The sequence below is a fragment of the Enterovibrio makurazakiensis genome, from assembly GCF_050336585.1.
Lineage (GTDB): Bacteria > Pseudomonadota > Gammaproteobacteria > Enterobacterales > Vibrionaceae > Enterovibrio > Enterovibrio gelatinilyticus.
Window position 1 is genome coordinate 138,351 of record NZ_JAKJSE010000013.1, and the last position, 22,603, is coordinate 160,953.

13 protein-coding genes and 1 pseudogene are annotated in these 22,603 nt (G+C 47.0%); 7 read left to right on the forward strand and 7 right to left on the reverse strand.

The window, feature by feature from the left end:
* Positions 1–155 precede the first annotated feature (155 nt).
* From L4D06_RS11310 to L4D06_RS11320, 3 genes and pseudogenes are all read left to right on the forward strand, one after another.
* On the forward strand, positions 156–1,232 hold the full coding sequence (locus L4D06_RS11310) for an efflux RND transporter periplasmic adaptor subunit (protein WP_420791184.1): 1,077 nt from the start codon (positions 156–158) through the stop codon (positions 1,230–1,232).
* Positions 1,232–2,299 (forward strand): efflux RND transporter periplasmic adaptor subunit, encoded by a 1,068-nt coding sequence (locus tag L4D06_RS11315; RefSeq protein ID WP_429739465.1) that lies wholly within the window; start codon positions 1,232–1,234, stop codon positions 2,297–2,299. Before L4D06_RS11310 ends, L4D06_RS11315 begins: the two co-directional genes overlap by 1 nt.
* Positions 2,296–5,361, forward strand: a pseudogene (locus L4D06_RS11320) (efflux RND transporter permease subunit); the annotation flags it as partial. The gene L4D06_RS11315 and the pseudogene L4D06_RS11320, both read left to right, overlap by 4 nt.
* 181 nt (positions 5,362–5,542) lie before the next feature.
* Here the strand turns inward: L4D06_RS11320 and L4D06_RS11325 are convergent.
* The 5 genes from L4D06_RS11325 to doeA all read right to left on the reverse strand — a co-directional run bounded on the left by L4D06_RS11325 (position 5,543) and on the right by doeA (position 11,674).
* Positions 5,543–6,955: an aspartate aminotransferase family protein gene (locus tag L4D06_RS11325; protein WP_274163266.1), complete on the reverse strand. Its 1,413-nt coding sequence runs from the start codon at positions 6,953–6,955 to the stop codon at positions 5,543–5,545.
* A 104-nt stretch (positions 6,956–7,059) separates the two neighbouring features.
* A complete protein-coding gene (locus L4D06_RS11330) occupies positions 7,060–8,574 on the reverse strand; it encodes an NAD-dependent succinate-semialdehyde dehydrogenase (protein WP_274163265.1) in 1,515 nt (504 codons plus the stop codon).
* A 210-nt stretch (positions 8,575–8,784) separates the two neighbouring features.
* Entirely contained in the window at positions 8,785–9,264 is a 480-nt protein-coding gene (locus tag L4D06_RS11335) for an Lrp/AsnC family transcriptional regulator (RefSeq protein ID WP_274163264.1), read from the reverse strand.
* Positions 9,265–9,388: 124 nt separating this feature from the next.
* On the reverse strand, positions 9,389–10,396 hold the full coding sequence (gene doeB, locus L4D06_RS11340; protein WP_429739468.1) for a N(2)-acetyl-L-2,4-diaminobutanoate deacetylase DoeB: 1,008 nt from the start codon (positions 10,394–10,396) through the stop codon (positions 9,389–9,391).
* A gap of 90 nt (positions 10,397–10,486) precedes the next feature.
* Positions 10,487–11,674, reverse strand: coding sequence for an ectoine hydrolase DoeA (gene doeA / locus L4D06_RS11345; RefSeq protein WP_274163262.1), 1,188 nt, complete (start codon positions 11,672–11,674; stop codon positions 10,487–10,489).
* A gap of 348 nt (positions 11,675–12,022) precedes the next feature.
* Here doeA and ehuR point away from each other — a divergent pair, with 348 nt between their 5' ends.
* Both ehuR and L4D06_RS11355 read left to right on the forward strand, forming a co-directional pair.
* Complete coding sequence (gene ehuR / locus L4D06_RS11350; RefSeq protein WP_429739469.1) at positions 12,023–13,435, forward strand: MocR-like ectoine utilization transcription factor EhuR; 1,413 nt, start codon at positions 12,023–12,025, stop codon at positions 13,433–13,435.
* 495 nt (positions 13,436–13,930) lie between these two features.
* Positions 13,931–15,961, forward strand: a complete 2,031-nt coding sequence (locus L4D06_RS11355; RefSeq protein WP_429739471.1) for an EAL domain-containing protein — start codon at positions 13,931–13,933, stop codon at positions 15,959–15,961.
* Positions 15,962–16,073: 112 nt separating this feature from the next.
* On the opposite strand, the gene bamJ is transcribed toward L4D06_RS11355, so the two are convergent.
* Positions 16,074–16,544 (reverse strand): BamJ family beta-barrel-assembly machinery protein, encoded by a 471-nt coding sequence (gene bamJ / locus L4D06_RS11360; protein WP_274163259.1) that lies wholly within the window; start codon positions 16,542–16,544, stop codon positions 16,074–16,076.
* Positions 16,545–17,272: 728 nt separating this feature from the next.
* Here bamJ and L4D06_RS11365 point away from each other — a divergent pair.
* A complete protein-coding gene (locus tag L4D06_RS11365; protein WP_429739472.1) occupies positions 17,273–19,615 on the forward strand; it encodes a glycosyl hydrolase family 18 protein in 2,343 nt (780 codons plus the stop codon).
* A gap of 360 nt (positions 19,616–19,975) precedes the next feature.
* A complete protein-coding gene (gene katG, locus L4D06_RS11370; protein WP_429739474.1) occupies positions 19,976–22,150 on the forward strand; it encodes a catalase/peroxidase HPI in 2,175 nt (724 codons plus the stop codon).
* Between the two features lie 278 nt (positions 22,151–22,428).
* Here the strand turns inward: katG and L4D06_RS11375 are convergent, their stop codons facing one another.
* Positions 22,429–22,602 (reverse strand): ATPase, encoded by a 174-nt coding sequence (locus L4D06_RS11375; protein WP_429739476.1) that lies wholly within the window; start codon positions 22,600–22,602, stop codon positions 22,429–22,431.
* Position 22,603: the final 1 nt, after the last annotated feature.

The following is a 22,603-nucleotide window of genomic DNA, read 5'->3' on the forward strand; positions in this document are numbered from 1 at the left end:
GCTTCAACAACACTCCGTAAGGTGACTAACGCTTTGTAACAGATATGAGTTTACGACACCAATTTTTTTACTGCACAAGTGGAAAATATATTGATCCAATTCAAAATGCAAATATACTGCACGGGTGTGTAATAAAAATAATTGGAGAGAGTGAAGTGCGATATCAACGATTGAAACGCACCCTCGGGAACTTACTGGTTATGTTGACAACAGTTGGTTTACTAGCGGGTTGTAACGAAGCCATATCGGAAACACCGGAAGCGATGCCAATCAAACCTGTGAAACTGTTGGCAGTACAGGACTATGTAGTTTCCGAGACTGATAACTTTTTAGCAGAAATCGATGCCACCAAGCGGGCGCAGTTGTCGTTTCAGGTTGGCGGCGAAATTCAAGATTTTGCCGTCCGAATGGGACAACACGTTGAGAAGGGGGAGTTGCTCGCTGTTTTAGACGCTAGTGATTTAACGCTTGCACTTGATTCAGCTAAGGCGCGTTATTCTTTGGCGAAAACGCAATGGAAACGTGCGCAACAGTTGTACAAAAAGCAATTGGTAAGTACCGATGTGTACGATCAGGCGGAAACGCGTTACAAAGCAGAACTGGCTCACTATGAGCAAGCGAAAACCGAGCTAGAGTATACCCAAGTTGTAGCGCCATTTGACGGTGTAGTGGCATATACCTTTGCCAAGCAACATCAAGTTGTTGCTGCGAAACAGCCCATTCTCAATCTTATCGATAACACCCAACTTGATGTGTCGTTTGCCTTGCCCGTTCACTATGTTGAGCAACTAGGAATAGATGCGCTGACCGAACAACCACTATGGGTGATGATGGATAGCGATCCTACATCGAGAATCCCCGGCAAGTTCAAAGAGCTTTCAACTCAACCAAATACCGAAACCAATACATACCAAGCGACATTGACTATCGTTCGCCCTGAAGCACGTAATTTGCTTAGTGGCATGACGGGACATGTTCTTATCGCGAAATCTCAAACCGGGCTTCAGCTTTCTCTGCCGGAATCTGCTTGGGTTAGCCGCGATGCTCAAGCTGGCACGGTATGGGTAATGGATGAAACTACGCAGCGCGTTGCTAAAACCGCAGTGCGTCTTGATGGTGAAGGGCGAATTAAACAAGGCTTGGATGTGACTGACTTAGTCGTTGTCGCTGGTGTTGAAAGCTTGAGTGAAGGACAAGAAGTGAAAGCATGGATTCGCGAGGATGGCATTTAATGAAATTAAGAACACTTACCGCCGTCATTGTCAGCGTACTCATGTTGTCGGCGTGCTCCCAAGATGAAAAAGACGCGTTGGTGGCACAGCCTTTGTACGTGTCGACCACGGCAATCGAAGCACCAGTAAAAAACCAGTTTCGTGTGTTCAAAGGGCAGGTTGTCCCAGCAGAACAAACGCCGATTGCGTTCCGAACAACTGGAGAAATTCGTGAAGTCTTCGTGAAATCAGGAGACAAAGTTGTCCGAGGACAACCCATTGCGCAGCTAGATGACAGCAGCGTGCAGCAAGCATTCAACGATGCTAAAGCACAATATTCGCTGGCGTCTAAGCAATTGAGCCGAAGTAAAGACTTGTTCGAACGCGCCATGATTTCTGAAGCCGAGTTGGACGAGTTAACAGCAAACCGCCAATTGGCGAAAGCTCAATATGAATTGGCAAAAAACCAACTCAAATATACCCAACTTATTGCGCCGTTTAGCGGCACGATATCTGATGTCTTTAAAGAGCGTTTCGAGCGTGTTCAAGCAGGCGAATCGGTGGTTGATATGTATCAGGACGACAAGGTCTATGTGCAGATCGAATTGTCAGATAACGTTCTCGCGATGATCACACCAGACGGACGCAGCGTCCAATATCGCCCAACGGTCACTTTCTCTGGCGTTGAAGGGCAGCATCAAATGAATTATCTCGAACACACCAATGAACCTAGCCAGCAAACGGGAAGCTATTCCATGTGGCTAGAGCGTGACCAAATGGACCCACTTATCTTACCGGGCACGACCGCAACGGTAGCCGTTGACATGGTAGAAGCGGGTATCACAGCGGTTGATGGCTACCAAGTACCGATGACGGCATTGCAGGCTGGCGATAACAAAGGGCGATTCTTTGTATGGAAGCTAAATGGCAACCAAGTGAATCGTGTTGAAGTGGCTGTGTCGCAAGTGAACGGTGACGGAGCCATCATCGCGTCAGGCGTTGTTGAGGGAGACATATTGATTAACTCCAGTTTGCGTAAGCTACGCGAAGGAAAAGCCGTAGAAACAGCGGAGATAAATAACGGATGAACATCGCTGAATATTCCATCAAGAACAAAGTCATTAGCTGGCTATTTATTGTCATCTTAGCCATTGGCGGCGTGACTTCGTTTCTTGAATTGGGCCGACTAGAAGACCCCGCATTTACGATCAAAGATGCCATGGTGGTGGCGACTTACCCGGGAGCAACACCGCAGGAAGTGGAAGAGGAGCTTACCTATCCACTGGAAAAAGAAATTCGTCGTTTGCCTTACATCGACAAAATTACGTCAACGTCATCAGGCGGCATGTCGCAGATTATGGTGAGCATGAAGATGGACTACGGTCCTGATGAATTGCCACAAATCTGGGATGAGATGCGTCGTAAGATCAACGACCTTAAACCGACGTTGCCTGCAGGCGTTAACTCGCTCTCCATCATTGATGATTTCGGTGATGTGTTTGGTGTGATGATCATGCTAAGCGGTGAAGGGTATGACTACGTCGAACTCAAGCGTTATGCCGATGTGATGTCGCGTGACCTTGAAATGGTCGATGGAGTTGGAAAAGTGTCGATTGCCGGTGACCAGCAAGAGATGTTGTTCGTCGAGGTTTCCCTCGATCGCCTTGCGTCACTCAACCTCGATATGTCGATGGTTGCGGGTCTGTTGAATCAACAGAACAATGTGGTCTCTTCAGGCGAAGTCATGGTGAATGGCGAGAGCTTGGTGATCCGCCCTAGCGGCACATTGAATTCCGTTGAATCGCTCGAAAACCTGATTATTCATGGTCGAGACACGGGCAATCTTATTCGATTAAGAGATGTGGCAACCGTGGTGCGTGGCATTCAAGAAAAGCCCACCAATGTTGTTACTTTTAACGGGAAGCCAGCCATTAACCTTGGGGTTTCTTTTGCTAGTGGCGTGAACGTGGTTGAGGTTGGACAACGTCTAACTGACGAAATCGCCCATCTAGACACCATGAAACCGGCAGGCATAGAACTTAACTACTTCTATAACCAAGCGGCGGAAGTGGATGCGTCGGTACAAGATTTCATTGTGAGCCTTGGGCAAGCTGTCGCCATCGTCATTCTGGTCTTGTTGTTCGCAATGGGAATTCGTAGCGGCATCATCATTGGTGTGGTGCTTTTGCTTACTGTGTTCGGTACCTTCATTTTGATGGAGTACAACGACATTGAACTTCACCGTATTTCGCTAGGCGCTTTGATCATTGCGCTGGGTATGCTGGTGGATAACGCAATCGTGGTCGTTGAAGGGATTTTGGTCGGGCTGAAAAAAGGCCGAACCAAGATGCAGGCTGCGTCAGACATTGTTAAGCAAACACAGTGGCCGCTATTGGGCGCGACGATTATCGCGATTACTGCCTTTGCTCCGATTGGCTTATCTGAAGATGCCACCGGTGAATTTATGGGTTCACTGTTTTGGGTGCTGTGTTATTCGTTGTTCTTGAGCTGGATTACGGCAATCACCATCACACCATTCCTTGCTGACTTACTGCTTAAAGAAGAAAAGATCTCGTCTCAAGCTGAAGGTGATAGTCAACAAGAAACAGATGACCCCTACAAAGGGTGGTTGTTTGTGTTGTTCGGCTGGACACTTAAACTGGCGATGCGTTTCCGCTGGGTGACGGTGGTAGGCATGGTGGCTCTCTTGTTTACCGCAGTCTTTGCGTTTGGCATGGTGAAGCAACAGTTCTTCCCACCCTCGAATACGCCAATGTTTTACGTGGACATGTGGATGCCCGAAGGCACCGACATTCGTGAAACTATCAAGCAGACTGAACGTGTAGAAAAATACGTGCGCGAACAAGAACACGTCGAATTTGTTTCGACGTCAGTGGGGCAGGGTTTGCAGCGATTTGCGCTGACTTATCAGCCAGAACAGAGCTACGAAGCCTATGCGCAGCTCCAAGTTCGTACCACTGATAGAGAAAACATGTTCGTGGTGTTGAATAGCCTGACAGGTGAACTCTCTCGTCAGTTCGAAACGCCAACCTTCCAATTCAAGCTGATGGAGTTCGGGCCGTCTCCTGCGTCAAAAATAGAAGCGCGAATCACAGGTTCTGACCCACAGGTATTGCGTGAGATCGCACTACAAGTTGAAGATATTCTGCACACGGATCCTGGTTCACGAAACATTCGTCATGATTGGCGAGAGCGCACCAAAGAACTAGTGCCGGTGTTTAATGAATCCAAAGCACGTCGGTTGGGGATTTCGAAAGAAGATTTGTCGAATACACTGCAAATGACGTTTGGTGGCTCAGCCATGGGTTTGTTGCGAGATGGTGCTGATATTCTGCCGATTGTCGGTCGTTTACCAGAATCTGAGCGTGTGGATTTCGAATCGCTTCAAAACGCTAAGATTTGGAGCCCATCGTTACAGGCATATGTACCAATCGACCAAGTGATTGATGGTGTTTCGTTGTCATGGGATGAGCCACTGATTAAGCGTCGTGATCGCAAACGCACACTGACGGTGTTGGCTGACCATGATGTGCTGAGCGAAGACACCGCAGCCGCTTTGTTTACGCGTATTCAGCCAAAAGTGATGGCGCTGGATCTTCCTGATGGTTACAGCATTAGCTGGGGCGGCGAATATGAGTCGTCGAAAGACGCACAAGACTCGTTGTTTGGCTCGCTGCCAATGGGTTACTTGCTGATGTTCGTGATTACCATGCTGCTGTTTAATTCGCTTAAGAAGCCGTTGGTGATTTGGTTTACAGTGCCATTGTCGATTATCGGTGTGTCATTTGGACTGCTGCTGTGGAACATGCCATTTAGTTTCACGGCATTCCTGGGTCTACTGAGTCTCAGCGGTATGATTTTGAAAAACGGCATTGTATTGATGGATCAGATCAATATCGAGATGGATTCTGGCAAAGACCCGTATCTAGCCATTGTGGATAGTGCAGTGAGCCGCGTGCGCCCTGTGAGTATGGCGGCTCTGACAACGATTCTTGGTTTGGTGCCACTGATGTTTGATGCGTTCTTTGGTTCAATGGCAATCACCATCATGGCGGGCCTTGGTTTCGCCACCATCCTGACCTTGATTGTTGTGCCAGTGATGTATTCGTTACTGTTTGGGATTAAGCCACCTAAGACGGTGAAGTCTGGTAGTGATGAACACTCAAATGATCAATTGGCAGAGAATCAGCAAAATAAGCCTAAAGCTCTGGAAGTGGTAGAAGCTGTTTAATCGTTATACCATTTTGAGATAGCCAAAAAGCCCCGATTTCGGGGCTTTTTATTATCAAGAAGTTTCGCCTTCAATGAAGTTAAGCGGCTTTCCAGCTTCCGCTGTGAACCAGTTTGTCTGTAACTTTGTCGATGGCTTTCTTGGCGCGAGACACAATGGCATCAATGTCTGCATGATCGACAATGAGCGGTGGGGCAAAGCCCAAAATGTCGCCGTGAGGCATGGCGCGTGCGATTAACCCTTCTTCCATACATGCAGCCGCAATTTGAGGACCGACTTTGAGGTTCGGATCAAAATGCTCGCGTTTGTGTTTGTTGCTGGAAAACTCGAGTGCATGCAGCAAGCCAACACCTCGGCTATCGCCAATTAACGGGTGGTTAGCAAATGCAGTTTGCATTTGTTGTTGAAAATACGCGCCCGTGTCACGAGCATTGGCGGTGAGGTTTTCGCGCTCGATAATATCGAGATTACACAAAGCAGACGCAGCACCAAGTGGATGACCAGAATAGGTATAACCGTGACCAATCGCGCCCCACTGATCTGTGCCGTTTTCAAGCACTTGCCAAACTTTCTGACCTACCATAACGCCAGATAGTGGTTGATAGGCGGAGGTCAGCCCTTTTGCAACGGTGATCAGATCTGGCTTCATGTCATACATGATGGAACCAAAGTCAGCACCCAGGCGACCAAAGCCACATACCACTTCATCTGAAATCAATAGCACGTCGTATTTGTCCAACACCTTACGAATTTCCTGCCAGTAACCTTCTGGTGGTGGCACAATGCCGCCTGTGCCTAATACTGGTTCGCCAATCATGGCAGCCACGGTTTCAGGGCCTTCTGCGAGGATCATTTTCTCTAGTTCATCGGCACAGTGTTTGGAAAACTCACGTTCTGTCATGCCGTCGTCTTCGCGTCGATAATAGTACGGAGCAAGAGTGTGTTTGATGCGCTCCAAAGGCAGATCAAAATGTGCATGAAACAGTGGCAAACCTGTCATTGAACCAGACGCGATACTTGAACCGTGGTAACCACGATCACGTGAAATCACTTTCTTCTTCTCAGGTAGACCACGGGCATTGTTGTAGTACCACACCAACTTGAGCTGGGTTTCGTTGGCATCGCTTCCCGACATACCGTAGTACACCTTGCTCATGCCTTGGCCTGCCATTTTTAGAATGCGTTCTGACAGGGAAATCAGGGCTTCATTGGTGTGCCCGACATAGGTGTGGTAGTAGGCAAGTTTCTTGGCTTGTTCGTAAATGGCCTCTGCCATTTCTTCACGTCCGTACCCGATGTTGACGCAATACAGCCCTGCAAAGCCGTCAATCAGTTCAATGCCTTCAGAGTCCTGAATGCGAATCCCTTTTGCACTGGTAATGATCCGGCCAGGAAGGTCACCATCGGCGTATTGCTTTAAATGTGTCGATGCATGGAATACATTCTGGCGATCGACTTCAAGCAGTGCTTTGGTATCAATTTTCTGTGTCATAACAAACTCCTTTTCTGCCATGTGCGTTAAGCGCAGGCTTGATATTCTTAGTCTTCAGATACTTAGTCTTCAGATTCTTCGTCTTCAAATTCTTAGGCTAAGGCTTAACAGCCGCTGGCTGTCGGTAGCCCGCCGAGGCAGTAGTATTTGATTTCGCTGTATTCATCAAACCCATGACGGCTACCTTCTCGCCCAAGTCCGGATTGTTTCATCCCACCAAAGGGGATGGGGTGACCTGTCATCTTCACGCTATTTACACTCACCATGCCAAACTCTAATCCGCGCATGAGCTTCCAAATGTCGCGAATGTCGTTGCCATAGATATAAGCGGCCAGGCCATATTCGGTGTCATTGGCGGCGATGATTAGCTCATCCAGGTCGTCATAGGCGATCACGCCTGCGACGGGGCAGAAGTTCTCTTCGCGATACACAGACATTTCTGGAGTGACGTCTGCCAATAACACCGGATTGAAGAAGTTGCCCTTCAGGGCATTGTGTGGAGAACCCATCACCAAGGTTGCGCCTTTCTCTAAGGCGTCATCAACGAGTGATTGTGCTTTTTCAACGGCTTGATGATTGATAAGCGGGCCAAGGTCGATACCCTTTCGCATACCATCGCCGACGCGCAATTTCTTCATGCCAGCGGCAAAGGCTGCGATGAATTCATCATGCTTGTCTCGTGGCACAAAGATGCGGTTGGCGGCAAGACAGTCTTGCCCTGAGGTTTGAAACTTGGCATCAATGGCTGCGCTAGCCGCCTCTTGAATGTCCATGTCTGGTAGCACGATGAACGGCGCGTTTCCGCCTAACTCCATGCTGCATTTCTTAACGGTGTCGGCACATTGCGACAGCAATAGCTTTCCGACTCGTGTCGAACCGGTAAACGAAAGGGCTTTGACTTTGTCTGATGCACACAAAGTCGCTGAGATCATCGGCGCATCACCCGTGACGACATTGAAAACGCCTGCTGGGATACCTGCTCGTTCCGCAAGCTCTGCCAAAGCCAATGCTGAAAACGGCGTTTCATTTGCTGGCTTAACAACCACGGTGCAACCGATCGCCAGTGCGGCGGCTGCCTTTCGCGTGATCATTGCATTGGGGAAATTCCAAGGTGTGATTAACGCGGCGACACCAATAGGTTCTCTGAGAGTTGCCAGTTGTGCATTGGGGATATGACTAGGAATGGTATCTCCGTATGCACGACGTGCTTCTTCGGCAAACCAGCGAACAAATGACGCGCCGTAATCAATTTCGCCCTGCGCTTCATTGAGTGTTTTGCCTTGTTCTAGCACCATGAGGCGTGCCAAATCTTCTTTGTTGGCAAGCAGTAAGTCATGCCAAGCCATGAGCAGCGTGGCGCGTTGTTCTGCCGATAAAGCACGCCACTTTGTAAAAGCCTTGTCAGCAGCATTTATTGCATTATCGATTTGAGATTTCTTTAACGAGGTTACATAGCCAATCACGCGATCGTCTGCGGGATTGATAACGGGAATATCTTCGGTGCCTGTCACCCACTTCCCATTGATGTAGGCGAGTTGACGTAGCAGTCGGGCATCTTCAAGGTGCTCAAGTACTGTATCGCTCGCTTTTCCTTCGTAAGGTAGATTTAGTGCGGCCATTTATGACCTCCCATTCAGGTTTTTGTTGTCCTAGTGATAAATGTAAGTCACTTACTGCGAGGGAGTTTTCTGTTAAAGGAGGTGTTGGGTGGTGTTTTTTTCAATTAAACAGCTTAAGACTTGGTGTTTTTTCTGTATCGAGTAAATGGGGTGCGTTCGAAAGAGCAAAACGGAGGAAGGGCATAAAACGTGGCACTGTGAAAGAGTGATTTACCGCAATAGATTTTCATCGATTTCTAACTCATCACCCTGATGCTTAATGGTTTTAGTCACGATGTAGGTGTAATAGCGTTCTATGCAGAGATCTGAAATCAACCAACTGTCGATCAGACGCTGATATTGGTCAATGTCTTGCACCATGACTCGCAAGATGTAATCGATGCCCCCACCAGTGGCAAAACAGTCTGCGACATCTGGACATGCTTGCATGGCTTCTTCAAAGCGTTGAAAACTGGCTGCGTCATGCTTACCCAGCGTGACCTCAACCAAAACAGGGGTTTTCTTGTTCAGAAAGTGGGGGTTAATTTTTGCGCCATATCCTTCGATAATGCCCGCTTCTTCGAGACGCTTTACCCGTTCCCAGCAGGGGCTGATTGATAAGTTGATCGCTTCGGCGAGGTGTGACTTTGTGATACGACCTTGCGTGCTGAGGATTTGAAGAATTTTCGTGTCATATCGGTCAAGTCGCATTCATGACTCCATCAAAGAATTGATTCACCCATTAAGCGTGGCACAGAGTTGTCGTGATAGCCTTTTGCGTTTCATTTTTTGTGTAATGGACTTTCAGAGCATCAGGGCTATGTGAGAAGCAGGCTTATGCGATCGCCTTTGCCAACACAGCAAAAGTGTCTCCAAGGGAGATTTTTGATGAGTGACGACGAGCAGCAATGATGCCACTGGTTTCTGCGTGATATTGAGCAGGTTGCTGTCCAGTGCGCTCGGTGGAATATATTCGGGCGATGAGGTCACCTTTCTCAATGGTGTCGCCTAATGCAACGCAGAGTTCTAAAATGCCATTGTGCTCGCTTTGCAGATAACACTCGGCGTGAGGAATCTCCAATTCGATTGGAGAAGAAGATGGGGGGAGGTAATGACTTTTCAATATGCCGCTGTAAACCAGAAAGTTGTGTATCCCACGATCGGCCATTTGTATTGTCTCTGGTGTCGTTGTTCCGCCTCCACGAAGCTCTGTGGTAACAAACACTTTACCTTGGCTTTCTACTGCCGTGTCATAAAGCTGCGTTGGGTCCATTTCTTCCATATAGAAACAAAAGGGCGCACCAAATAACTTCGCGCCTTCGATACAGCGAGATTCTTGGGCTTTGTCGCTCAAGCGATGAGCCGCAGCAAAGGGTAAAATGTCGAGTGTTTTGCCACCGGAGTGGATATCGAGTGCAGTATCACAAAGGGGGATCAAATGGCGAGTAAAGTAATCTGCCATTCGCTCAGTCATGCTGCCGTAAGGATGCCCGGGGAAGGCGCGGTTCATGTTTCCATTATCGATGGGAGAAACGCGACTTCCTGCGTCCACGGCGGGTTGGTTCATCATGGGAATAACGATCACTCTGCCTTGTATGTCTTTTGTTGAAAGCGTGTGGGTGAGTTTCAGTAGCGAAGTTATGCCTTCGTATTCGTCACCATGGTTGCCGCCGGTTAATAATGCCGTTGGACCGTCACCATTTTTTATCACCGTGATAGGGGTCATGACCGCCCCCCATGCGGAAGCATCATGTGAAAACGGCAGTTTTAAGAAACCGTGTTGTATTCCGTCTGCATCAAAATCAACAGTGGCTGATACTGAGCTTGGCGGGAGTTTTTCCATGTGATGCTTTTCCTCGGCTTTGTTGTTATATGTGTAGCTGTGAATGATATGCAAGGCTTAGGCTTAGGCTTAGGCTTAACGATTAGCAGTTCAATGTTTAACAAACAATTGTCGTGGAAAATTACACAAGGTTTCTGCGCCATATTGTGTGATGACAATACTTTCTGTTGTCTCCATACCCCAATTATCCATCCAAAGACCTGGCATGAAATGAAATGTCATGCCTTCTTTCAAGATCGTTGAGTCGGTTTCTCGTAAGCTCATTGTGCGCTCGCCCCAATCGGGAGGGTAACTCATCCCTATCGGGTATCCGCAGCGCGAGCCTCCACGGTCAAAGCCGTACTTTTCCATGATGGCGTTTAACGCACTGGCAATATCGCCGCAGGTGTTACCAGGGCGAGCAACGGCTAAACCCGCTTCTAAGCCTTCGTTGAGCGCTTCATTGGCACGTTTAAAATGATCCGCAGGCTCGCCAAGGTAAATGGTACGAGATAGAGGGCAGTGATAACGTCGATGTACCCCCGCCATCTCGATAAATGTTCCTTCTCCTTTTTTAAAGGGACGATCGTCGTAGGTAAGATGGGGCGCAGAGGCATCGATTCCTGAGGGAAGAAGGGGAACGATCGCGGCGTAGTCGCCAAAGTGTCCATCATGACCAATCACAGAGTGCTTGTTTATTTCTGCAACCAGTATGTGTTTTGGCAGGCCGGGTTCAATCAAATCAAAGGCGACGCGGTGCATGTTTTCGACGATACGAGCGGCAGCCCGCATGTAATACAATTCTTGCTCGGATTTCTCTGCTCGACACCAGTTGACCAGCCCTGTTGCATCGACAAAAGACGCAAAGGGAAGATTGTCGCGAAGTGCCTCATAGGCCGTGGCGCTGAAATAGTAATTGTCTTTTTCGACACCGATACGTCCACGATCCCACAGCTTTTCAGTGAGTACTGAAGTGGCAAGAAACTCCATCGGATGAAGTGGCGGATTCATGACATAGTGGTCAGGATAACCCACTACATGGTCATGATGCATGTGGACGGTTCGTCGTGCGCCATTAGCGTCTTGATTACGACCGAACCACAATGGTTCGTCTTCGTGACCAATAACGACACATTGCGGAACATAAAACGACCAGCCGTCATAACCTGTTAGCCACGCCATATTGGAAGGGTCGTGAACGATAAGCAGATCAATCTCGTTTATTTCCATGGCTGCACGGACTTTCGCCAGCCGGACGCCGAACTCTTCGAGCGTAAAATTTAGCACAACGTCACTCATGCCCCTTTCTCCTAAACATACCGCCCAATTGGACGAACGTTGACATCACAAGAGTCATCGCCAGTCATCAGCAAGAGGAATTCGGGGTCGATATTCCGTCTTTATTGCAAGATGGCTGTTTTGCCTCCCAGCTTTGCTTCATGTTTAGCTCCGAATTAAGGAACGTACATGTCGCGCGTTTTGTTCAGTGGTCTGTCTCCTTTGCATTTCAATTTCGAAGGACTACAGTTTTTATATGACAAGGCAGTTCAATGCAGATCAATGTAAAGCCAATGTCATGAAACCTTTCATTAACATATATTACACATACACCATCGGTTAAATTTTGGTCAATAAAAACTTTGAACTATGACAATTAACTTACACCTCGAATTAGCCTCAGGGCTCCCGAAATATCTAGCGATCTCAAAAGCGATAATCGAACAAATTTCTGCTGGCATATTGGTGTCAGGCACGAAGCTACCGCCTCATCGCGAACTCGCTGATCAACTGTCTGTGAGCGTACAGACGGTGAGCAATGCCTATGCACATGCTGAAAAGCAGGGGGCGGTTGAAGCGTGGGTGGGAAGTGGTACGTTTGTACGCAGTTTTGCGCAGGGTAGGGAGAGCGAATTTTTACTGACACAAGATGTAAAAAGCGAACATTCTGTTGACGATGTGATAGACATGTCGATAGCGCATCCGGTTTACACCAATCAGATAACGCAGTTATTCAACGAAACGCTAATGACCATTGCGCAAAGCGGTGAGACCGCGCATCTTCTGAATTCACCACGACCCGTACCCGGCCAACGACGTCATATCGAGGCGGCATTGCACTATTTGTCTCAGCAAAAACTCAATGCGGAAGCTGAATGTGTATTGCTCACGAACGGTGCATGTCATGGCTTGGTACTTGCACTGGGTACAGCGATCTCCTCCGGTGATACTGTTGCTTGCGAAAGATTGGTTGATCATGGGTTGATTGCCCGCTCTAAAATTTTCAATTTTAAGTTGTGCGGCATTGATATGGATGAGCAAGGCATCATCCCTGAAGCACTGGAAAAAGCCTGTCAGCAAAGAGATATCAAAGCGCTAGCCTGTACGCCAAGCATGAGTAACCCGACCAATGCACACATGGGTCTTGAGCGTCGCATAGCAATTGCTGACGTTGTGCGACGATACAATCTGACTCTCATTGAAGATGATGTGTATGGAGCACTTGAGCCTCATCGCGTACCACCAATTTCGAGCATCATTCCTGATCAAAGCTTCTATGTGACGAGCCTGACAAAGACTGTTGCTCCTGGTTTACGTGTAGGTTATTTGGTGGTGCCTCGTCACCTTAAGCACCATGCAGTAGGCCGCTTAGCGGCAACGAGTTGGATGGCAACGCCTTTGCCATTTGAAATCGCGAGCCATTGGATTGTGAATGGTTCTGTTGAGCGCATTGAAGCGTTTCAAAGGCAGGAATTTGCTGCAAGACAGCGCTTAACTGCAAAGTGCCTTTCGGGTCTGTCGTTTTCGGCGCACCCATACGGTCAGCATGTATGGCTAACATTACCGAGTGAGTGGCAAGCCGACAATTTCTTGGAAGCAGCACGGCAAGCTGGAGTGCAATTGACTGGGTACCAACCCTTTAGTTTGGATGCAGACAGTAAGATAAATCATGTGCGAATTAGTCTGGGCGTGGAAGCAAGTCGGTATAGCATAAAACGCGGTCTGCAGATTGTGTCCGACTTGGTGAAAAGCGAACCACCTCCACCTCATTTCCTCCTGTAATTGACCTAATGTGACACTCACGTCGACGTATTTTTCGATAAAATTGAGATGACGACCCATGTCAATTGAATTGATTGCACTGATTGACGGGTTAGCGATTCATATGCAATTGGATTAGCTGGTTGAAATTAGCGCAGGTTTGTTGATGGTTTTACGTTGTTTTGTAGTCTTTTGGTGACTTTTCGTATTGGTGTGATTCTGCTTACAATAAAAAGATATATTTCAATTGAGTGGCGATATTCTCACATATATACTGCGCGAAAAATTTATCAATCATACCGAAACAACGTTTGGAAACAGCCTTTCGTAAGCCGTTGGCTTAGTGATACTGAGTTAGCAACGAAAGCCACTAATCTTCCGTTATCATTACTCATAAAGATACGCTTTTCTGGAAACGGAAAATGGCGTTTTCCTTGGGTCTGTCAAAAAAACGGAGTTCGATTAGCTTTCTGATTTCGACGATTGAATCGTATATAACGAGATCCGTCATTATATATGCGAGTATTTCCGTCACTCCGATCTTATTACGACACGTATGTACGTGACATATCGATCGTATTTTTATTGATTCTGCCCTTAACGATTTGTAACGCGATGTCGATATTCGTTGGGCATGCTCTGAATTTTTCAAATTTCCCTTCGGTGGCAAAACAGTTTTTTGATTTCTCCAACATGTTGATAGGGGTATATCCGACTGTCCTGTGCTTGATTTCTACGTATTATTTGTCGTCCAAACATAGTGTTAACCCCATGGTGGTCACGCCCTATGCGCTCGCGATGTTCGTTACTATCTCATTAGCGAATGGCTTGGTCTCTGGACAAAATGGGTTACCAAATAATCCGTTAGTGGCAATATTAACTTCGGGTGTCGCTGCTGCTTCTTGCGTGTCTTTCCGTTTGTATCCGCTGAATCCGTTACGAGTGGATTTCGTTAGTTCTCTTTATAAACAAGTTGCACATTTTTTCGGTTTTTTGCTACTCACAATGGCGTTTTCCGAGCTGACTAGAGCTGTCATCTCGTATTTTGATAAATACCGCGATTTACTGATGATTGACCCGCTCACGTTTGATGGCGGTGTTGTTTATCTCTTTATACTTGGTGCGCTTGGTTCTGTGGGCATAAATGGCCATAATTTCCTATTTAGAGTCAAGCAACAACTGTTTGAAGATACTCAACTCAACCTTTCCGCGTGGGAAGCGGGTGAGGCGAGTCTAAACATTCTAGGGCAAGGATTCTATGATGCGTTTTTGTCTATTGGTGGGTCGGGAAATACCCTGAGCTTACTTTGCTGCATTTTGTTGTTTTCAAAAGATCGACGTCATACTGCGTTGGCGCTATCCGCTTTACCGTTGGTGATTTTTAACATAAACGAGCTACTGCTATTCGGTTTGCCGATTGTGTTTAACCCAATCCTCATTGTGCCTTTTATTCTCGTTCCTATTCTGAGTTTTGTGACTGTTTATGGCGTTATGTCATTAGGGTGGGTAAACCCAGTTAGCACAATAGTAGATTGGATGACGCCCCCATTTTTGAGCGGATATATCGCAACGCAAGACAGCGTGGGTGGGGTGTTACTTCAAGTTGTGGTGGTGGCTCTTGGCGTTATAGTGTATCGCCCTTTTTACTTGCTCTATGCTGGCAATAGTGGCATTGACGATAAGGCGCTTATCCGCAAAAGCGAAATTGAAAATAGCACCATGAAGTCATTTCTCGGCGATGTGAACAATTCGATGGGTAGCTACATCAACATGCATGAGGTTAGTCAGCGTGTTAGTCGCATGCTGAGTAACGGCGAATTTGTGATGTTCTATCAGCCTCAAGTACATCTTAACGACCCTGAGCATCTCTCTTTCGAATCGCTTGTTCGTTATAAAGATGAACATGGTAAGTTGCATCCGCCTACATTTGTTGCTGACTTTCAGCAACTGAGGGCTATGTGGCACCTCGACACCATGGTGATCGACTTAGTGTTGTCCGATATGAAGACCTTCCCGCTGGAAAAGGGATGCAAAATCGGTGTGAATGTATCGGCAGATACGATTTCAAATCCATCAGTGGTTGACTATATCACTGACCGGTTGGCTCATTATCAATTGCCCGCTACGGCGTTAGAAATTGAGGTTACCGAAGAAGCAATCTTGGATGACCATACTCACATTGCTCGCAACATTGCGGCACTTCAAGAGATGGGTGTGACAGTGGCGATTGATGATTTTGGTTCTGGTTACGCGTCATTTCCGCACTTGCTTAAGTTTAACTTCGACAAAGTGAAGCTCGATCGTTCATTGTTGCTGAATGTTCAAGAAGAACGCGGGCAAAATCTATATCAATTGTTGGCGAAAATCAGTGAAGTGACAGGGTGTGAAATTGTGGCTGAAGGTGTTGAAACACTAGCTGAAAAACAATTCGTGAAAGGCTGTGATATTGAAATTTGTCAGGGGTACTATTTTGCGAAGCCTTTACCGCTTGAAGAGGCGGTTTGTTGGACCCTTAGTGCAGATGAAATGGCGTCAGAGATGAAATAGGACCTGAACTGGTTGACTAGCGCTTTGGTTAACTAGGAACGTTAAAACGGGTAACAAAAAGCCGCATCTAAGGATGCGGCTTTTTTGGCTCTAACACGAGTTATATTTGGTGTTAGCTGAAATCCAATAATTCGACTTCGAAAATCAAGGTTGAACCCGGCCCAATAGAACCTGCAGCTGCATTACCATAAGCCAAGTTTGATGGAATGAAGAATCGTGTTTTTCCACCCTTTTTCATCAACTGGACGCCCTCTGTCCAACCTTTTATCACTTGGTTAAGTCCAAATTCAATAGACTCACCACGTTGTACTGAGCTATCAAACACTGAACCATCTAACAAAGTACCATGGTAGTGAACGCGAACGCGTGATGTGGCTGTTGGATGCATTTCACCTTCGCCTTCTTCTAATACTTTGTATTGAAGCCCAGATTCAGTAGTGATAACCCCTTCTTCTTGCGCATTTTTTTCTAAGAATTCAGCGCCCAATTGCTTGTTCTTTTCTGCCACTTTTTTTGCTTTCTGGCGGATAAGAATGATGAAAACGAATATCACGATGATGATGAGAGGTAACGCAAAATCCATGGTAGCTATCTCACTGTTTGTTATTGGCTGAGCCTAAAATTATACCCATCTAACTCGGAGTGTCTCGGCGTCAACCGATTGAACTGCAAAGGGGTAGGTACTTTCATTATCCTTAAGCATTGCACAGATTGGAATCGTTAAATTCAAACAAGATTACTGGGGTATCAGTATCAGGCTATGGATGCTCTATTTTGGTGCAATCTTTGCGCCATAACGTCTCGTAATCTATTGAATCTAACTGGTTAGAACCATTAAAGAATACGGTTTGACGGGGTTTGATAGCCAATGGAGCTGAATCCGGCCTCTTCAGGATTTATTGGTATGCCATTTGCTTTACCAATATCGTGCTTATACGCACAGCTATACTCACTCTCCCCTGAAACGGGGATAGCTAGTTAGCGCGTACTCCTTTGTAGTTTGTCCCCGCTTGTTTTATACAGGCGGGGATTTTTTTTTTCCCGTTTCATGAAACAAAACACCCTGTGATCCTCGTTCAATCTAATTGATATGTAACAGTTTTTATGAATTTGCGTATCGGCGTGATCTACTTCTATTTTGGTGTGAAATCGATGCTTTGCTGCAAAGAAATGGCGAAAAAAATGTAACTGACTAACTACATTCCGAATCGTAGTGCCAAACTTGAGAATTTATATTCGCGTCGAAAATTAAGTGGTGAAACAGTAAGGGGAGCACACCAACCAACATCCAATACGTGGAGAAAAATAACAATGTATAAAGGACTTAAGTTTACAGCGGTTGCCGCATGTGTTGCAGGAGCTCTCGGTATGAGTGCGTCTGTATACGCTGCACCAACGCATGATAAAGCCGTGATTGGTTACCTAACGCAATGGGAAGCGTGGAAAGGGACTGATGCAGGTTTTAGCGTTAAAGGCGAAGCAACGCATTTGAACGTAGATATGGATATCTACTCCATTCTAAATTTTAGTTTTTTTGGCGTGGCGAAAGATGGCTCCTTGCACAGTGGTGACCTTCGCAATAAAAACATCTATCAAGATGGTTCGGTTCAAGAGCCAGGCCCACTTTTGCACCCAGATGTATATTCAAGCTGGGATTTCCACATTCTTTGGGGTGAACTTGAGTATATTCACGAGTTCCCAGGGAATGAACCGTGGCAAGCTGATCAGCTAGCTAAAGTGCAAGCTCAAGGCTTTGTAAAAGATGGTCGCGGTTGGAAACATGCACCTTCTGGCGTGACGGGTCAAATGCCGATCCCGTTGAAGAAAGCCGGTGGCGCACCAGGTTTGATTGACTTGGCTAACCAAAAAGACGTGAAAGTCATGGCGTCTATTGGTGGTTGGAGTATGTCAAAACACTTCCCCGAAATGGCCGCAAACCCAGCTATGAAAGAGCGCTTCCTTGCTGATATTGATCGACTGATGGCGCTGGGCTTTCACGGTATCGATATCGACTGGGAATTCCCAGGCTCTGGTGGCATGAACTTTACGGGTACAGACGTTGATTACGCTAACTTTGAGCAATTGATGGATGATATTCGTGCGCGTATTGGTAACGACAAACTTCTAACCGCCGCATTTAAAGCGGTACCTGCTGCACTTGAAGGTTATGACTGGAACCGTCTATCGAACTCGATGGATTACTTCAACATGATGACTTACGACCTTAACGGTGGTTGGTCAAACGTGACAGGTCACAACTCCCCGTTATATCCATACCCAGAAGAAGAGTTTGATGGGTTAACACTGGACGATTTGCGTGTTTGGATGCAAGCACGTGGCATTCCATCTAACAAGATTAATTTCGGCGCTGCTTTCTATGGCCGTGGCGTTCAAACCAAAGAAGCGACAGCTTACTTGGGCGCACCAACCGACAAACGTACGGTGAACTTCTCTGTTGATGGCCCTACGTCTTCATCGGTTGATCTAGATAACTGGAAGGTGTTTGAAGGGCAACCAAATTACAACTACATCATTAAGCAAAATGGTTGGGAGCATTTCTGGGATGCCAACGCTGAAGTCCCTTATGCCGTAAAAGGGAAGTATTTCCTAAGCTACGACGATGAGGAAGCCATTCGCAAGAAAGCCGAGTATGTGGTTAACCATGATCTTGGCGGCATCATTGTTTGGCAGGTACACGGTGACATTCAGTGTGAAGGCACCTTTATCAATCATGGTTCGAAGCTGAAGGAATGTACCAACCTGAAATCGCCATTGGCGCAGCAGATTGACAACGTGTTTAGTGCAAATGTGTTGCCAAATGAAGCGCCAGTCATTTCGGTACCGGGCGCACAAGCGGCGGATTCTGGTCAGGTGATTAGCTTTGTTGTTTCAGCGGTAGACGCAGATGGTGATGCACTTTCATTCACGGCTGCAGGTGCAGATGTCGTTGATAATGGCGATGGCACAGCGACTGTGACTTACAAAGCGCCTAACACCGCAACTGATCTGACAGATACGGTCACTGTCGTTGTTAGTGATGGTCGACGTTCAGATTCTGCTTCGGTTACGGTGAATGTAACTGGTAGCGGCGTAGTTGAAAATACAGCACCTGTGTTAAATGCACCGGCTTCTGTCGATGTAACTGCTGGCGATGCGACTGTAATTACAGTTTCTGCGACTGATGCTGATGGCGATGCGCTAACGTTTGCCGCTTCTGCAGGTGTTGTTGCTCAGAATGGCAACAGCGCGACCATCACGGTTTCAACGGTTGATTCGGATAAAGACAGCGTGATCAGCGTTGTTGTTAGCGTGAACGATGGTGCCGCTAGTGCCGACGCGACGGTTGTCGTCAACGTGAAAGGCAATGCAGGCCCAGTTAACGGCTCATGGGATAAAGACACCATTTATAACACTGGCGACAAGGTGACATATAACGGTGTTGAGTACACAGCGAAATGGTGGACGAAGGGTGAAACTCCTGGGTCATCTTCTGTTTGGGAAGCGTTTGATGACGGTTCTGCACAAACGTGGAGTGCTGGTAAAGTCTATGTGGGTGGTGATTTAACTATCCATAAAGGCAATACTTACAAAGCGAAGTGGTGGACGAAAGGCGATATGCCTGGGTCAGCTTGGGGACCATGGGAGCAGCAATAATCCCATTGTTTCGGAGTGACACTACACTGATATAGATTCTATCAAATCAAGCCTCGCAGTCGCGGGGCTTTTTTTCGTCACTATCGTCTCATACATAAACCCCTCAAAATACTTAAGGTGGATGTAGAGCTCAAATTGCACGAGTGCGTTAATCACGAGACATGTGTTTTCATTTTGGTTGGCGAAATTTAATTTATCTCGTTGATTTTAAAGTAAATAGTAATTCTTCTTTTGTAAGATAGGAAAAACCGATTGGAACCGTAGTAACAACCTATTGGCTGTCGACCTCATATCCATCTATACCTGTTAACGAGCACTGAACAAGCAAAGTAAGACAGGTTTTCATTTGGAGAGATTAATATGTCTGACGTAGGTAAATGCCCTTTTCATAACAGCCCAAGTCGCGGAACCACGAATCGAGACTGGTGGCCAAATCAACTTCGGATCGATATTTTGCACCAGCACACCCCTGAATCGAATCCATTAGGCGGTGAGTTCAATTATAAAGACGCCTTCAATCAATTAGATCTAGATGCAGTCAAACAAGATATTCATGCTCTGATGACGGATTCTCAAGAATGGTGGCCTGCTGATTTCGGTCACTACGGACCTTTGTTTGTGCGAATGGCATGGCACAGCGCAGGTACTTACCGTACATCTGATGGACGCGGTGGTGCGGGAACAGGCAACCAACGTTTTGCCCCCATCAATAGCTGGCCTGACAACGGTAACCTCGATAAAGCCCGTCGCTTACTTTGGCCTGTTAAACAGAAGTACGGCCAACATATTTCATGGGCGGATTTATTGATTCTTACCGGTAACGTGGCGTTGGAATCCATGGGCTTCAAAACATTTGGTTTTGCAGGTGGTCGCGAAGACATCTGGGCGCCAGAGGAAGATGTGTACTGGGGAACAGAAAAAGAGTGGCTTGATGACTCTCGCTACAGCGGCGAGCGAGATCTTGAAAATCCACTCGCGGCAGTACAAATGGGCCTGATTTATGTTAACCCAGAAGGTCCTAATGGCGACCCTGATCCGCTTCTTGCAGCCACCGATATTCGTGAAACATTTGCGCGGATGGCAATGGATGACGAGGAAACTGTGGCCTTGATAGCTGGCGGGCACACCTTCGGTAAAACACACGGAGCAGGCGATGCCGGTTTGGTTGGGCCTGCACCCGAAGAAGCGCCAATTGAAGCGCAGGGTTTTGGTTGGAAAAGTGCGCATGGCTCTGGAATGGCTGGGGATGCAATCACTAGTGGTCTTGAAGTGACATGGACACAAGCTCCAACACAATGGAGCAACTATTTCTTTGAAAACCTTTTTGGCTACGAATGGGAGCTTTCAAAAAGCCCTGCTGGTGCTCACCAGTGGGTGGCGAAAGATGCTGATGGTGTGATTCCAGACCCATTTGATAGTTCGAAGAAGCGCTTGCCGACAATGTTAACGACGGATTTATCACTGCGTTTTGATCCTGCTTACGAAAAAATCTCGCGTAACTTCTTAAATAACCCTGATCAATTTGCTGATGCTTTTGCTCGCGCATGGTTCAAGTTAACGCACCGTGACCTTGGGCCTCGCTCACGTTACCTTGGTACAGAGATTCCGAGTGAAGTGATGCTTTGGCAAGACCACGTTCCAGAGCGTGATCATGCATTGGTAGATGCAACTGATATTGCGCATTTGAAGTCTAGGATTGATGGAACGGGCTTAACGGTCTCACAACTCGTGTCGACAGCTTGGGCTTCAGCATCAACCTTCCGAGGTTCAGATAAGCGCGGTGGTGCAAATGGGGCGCGTATTGCGTTAGCACCACAAAAAGACTGGGTAGTGAATCATCCTGCTGAACTCGCCAATGTATTGGCAAAATTAGAAGGTGTGCAGCTCGATTTCAACAGTGCTGAGACTGGCGGTAAACGTGTTTCACTTGCGGATATCATTGTTCTTGCAGGTGGTGTTGGTATCGAAAAAGCAGCGAAGCATGCAGGCAAACATGTTGATGTTCCGTTTACGCCAGGAAGAACCGATGCCTCTCAAGATGAAACTGATATTCATGCCTTCGCTGTACTAGAGCCTGAAGCGGATGGGTTCAGGAACTATCAAAAAACCAAGTATGCGGTCTCTGCGGAAGAAATGTTGATCGACAAAGCGCAGCTTCTAACGCTAACCGCACCTGAAATGACCGTGCTAGTGGGTGGACTTCGTGTTCTCAATACCAACGCAGGTGGTCATTGCCACGGAGTATTTACCGATCGCCCTGAAGCGTTAACGAATGACTTCTTTGTGAATCTATTGGACATGGGCGTGGAGTGGCACCCCGTTGATGGCAATGATGTCTTCGAAGGAAAAGATAGGCGAACGGGTGAACTGAAATGGACCGGGTCTCGTGTTGATTTGGTGTTCGGTTCAAACTCTCAATTACGTGCATTGGCAGAGGTATATGCCACGCAAGATGCGACACAAAAGTTCCTTGATGATTTCGTATCAGCTTGGACAAAAGTGATGAATCTAGACCGTTTCGATCTCCTCGCTTAACTGAGCCTAATGGTGCGAAATCGTGCATATGTTTTGTGCGAATTGAAATGTTAACCAAAACCGTCTTAGGGCGGTTTTTTCGTTAATGAACGACACTATCCCGAACAAGTGATTGCACGTATTGATAAGCAATGGCTTAGTGGCATCGCTGGCCAATTGTTTAATCGCGCAATAATGATTGAAAGCATCTTAAGATCGGAGGTGTCGGCTGAACAACTACCAACAAAAAACGCGCTGGAAAGCGCGTTTTTTGGATATACACATTAATGACAGAACGATTAATGTGTTGATTGGCCGCCGAAGTATTTTTCTAAGACTTCTGGCGTTAGTTCGCCTTTCTCTTCGAGCGCTTTAAGTTCTGCAGCGATGCGTTTTTGATCTTCTAAAGAAGGCAAAGGAAGGTCGGGTTCGCGCTGAGGCGCATCTTTCATCAAGTTTTCTAAGTCGATCATT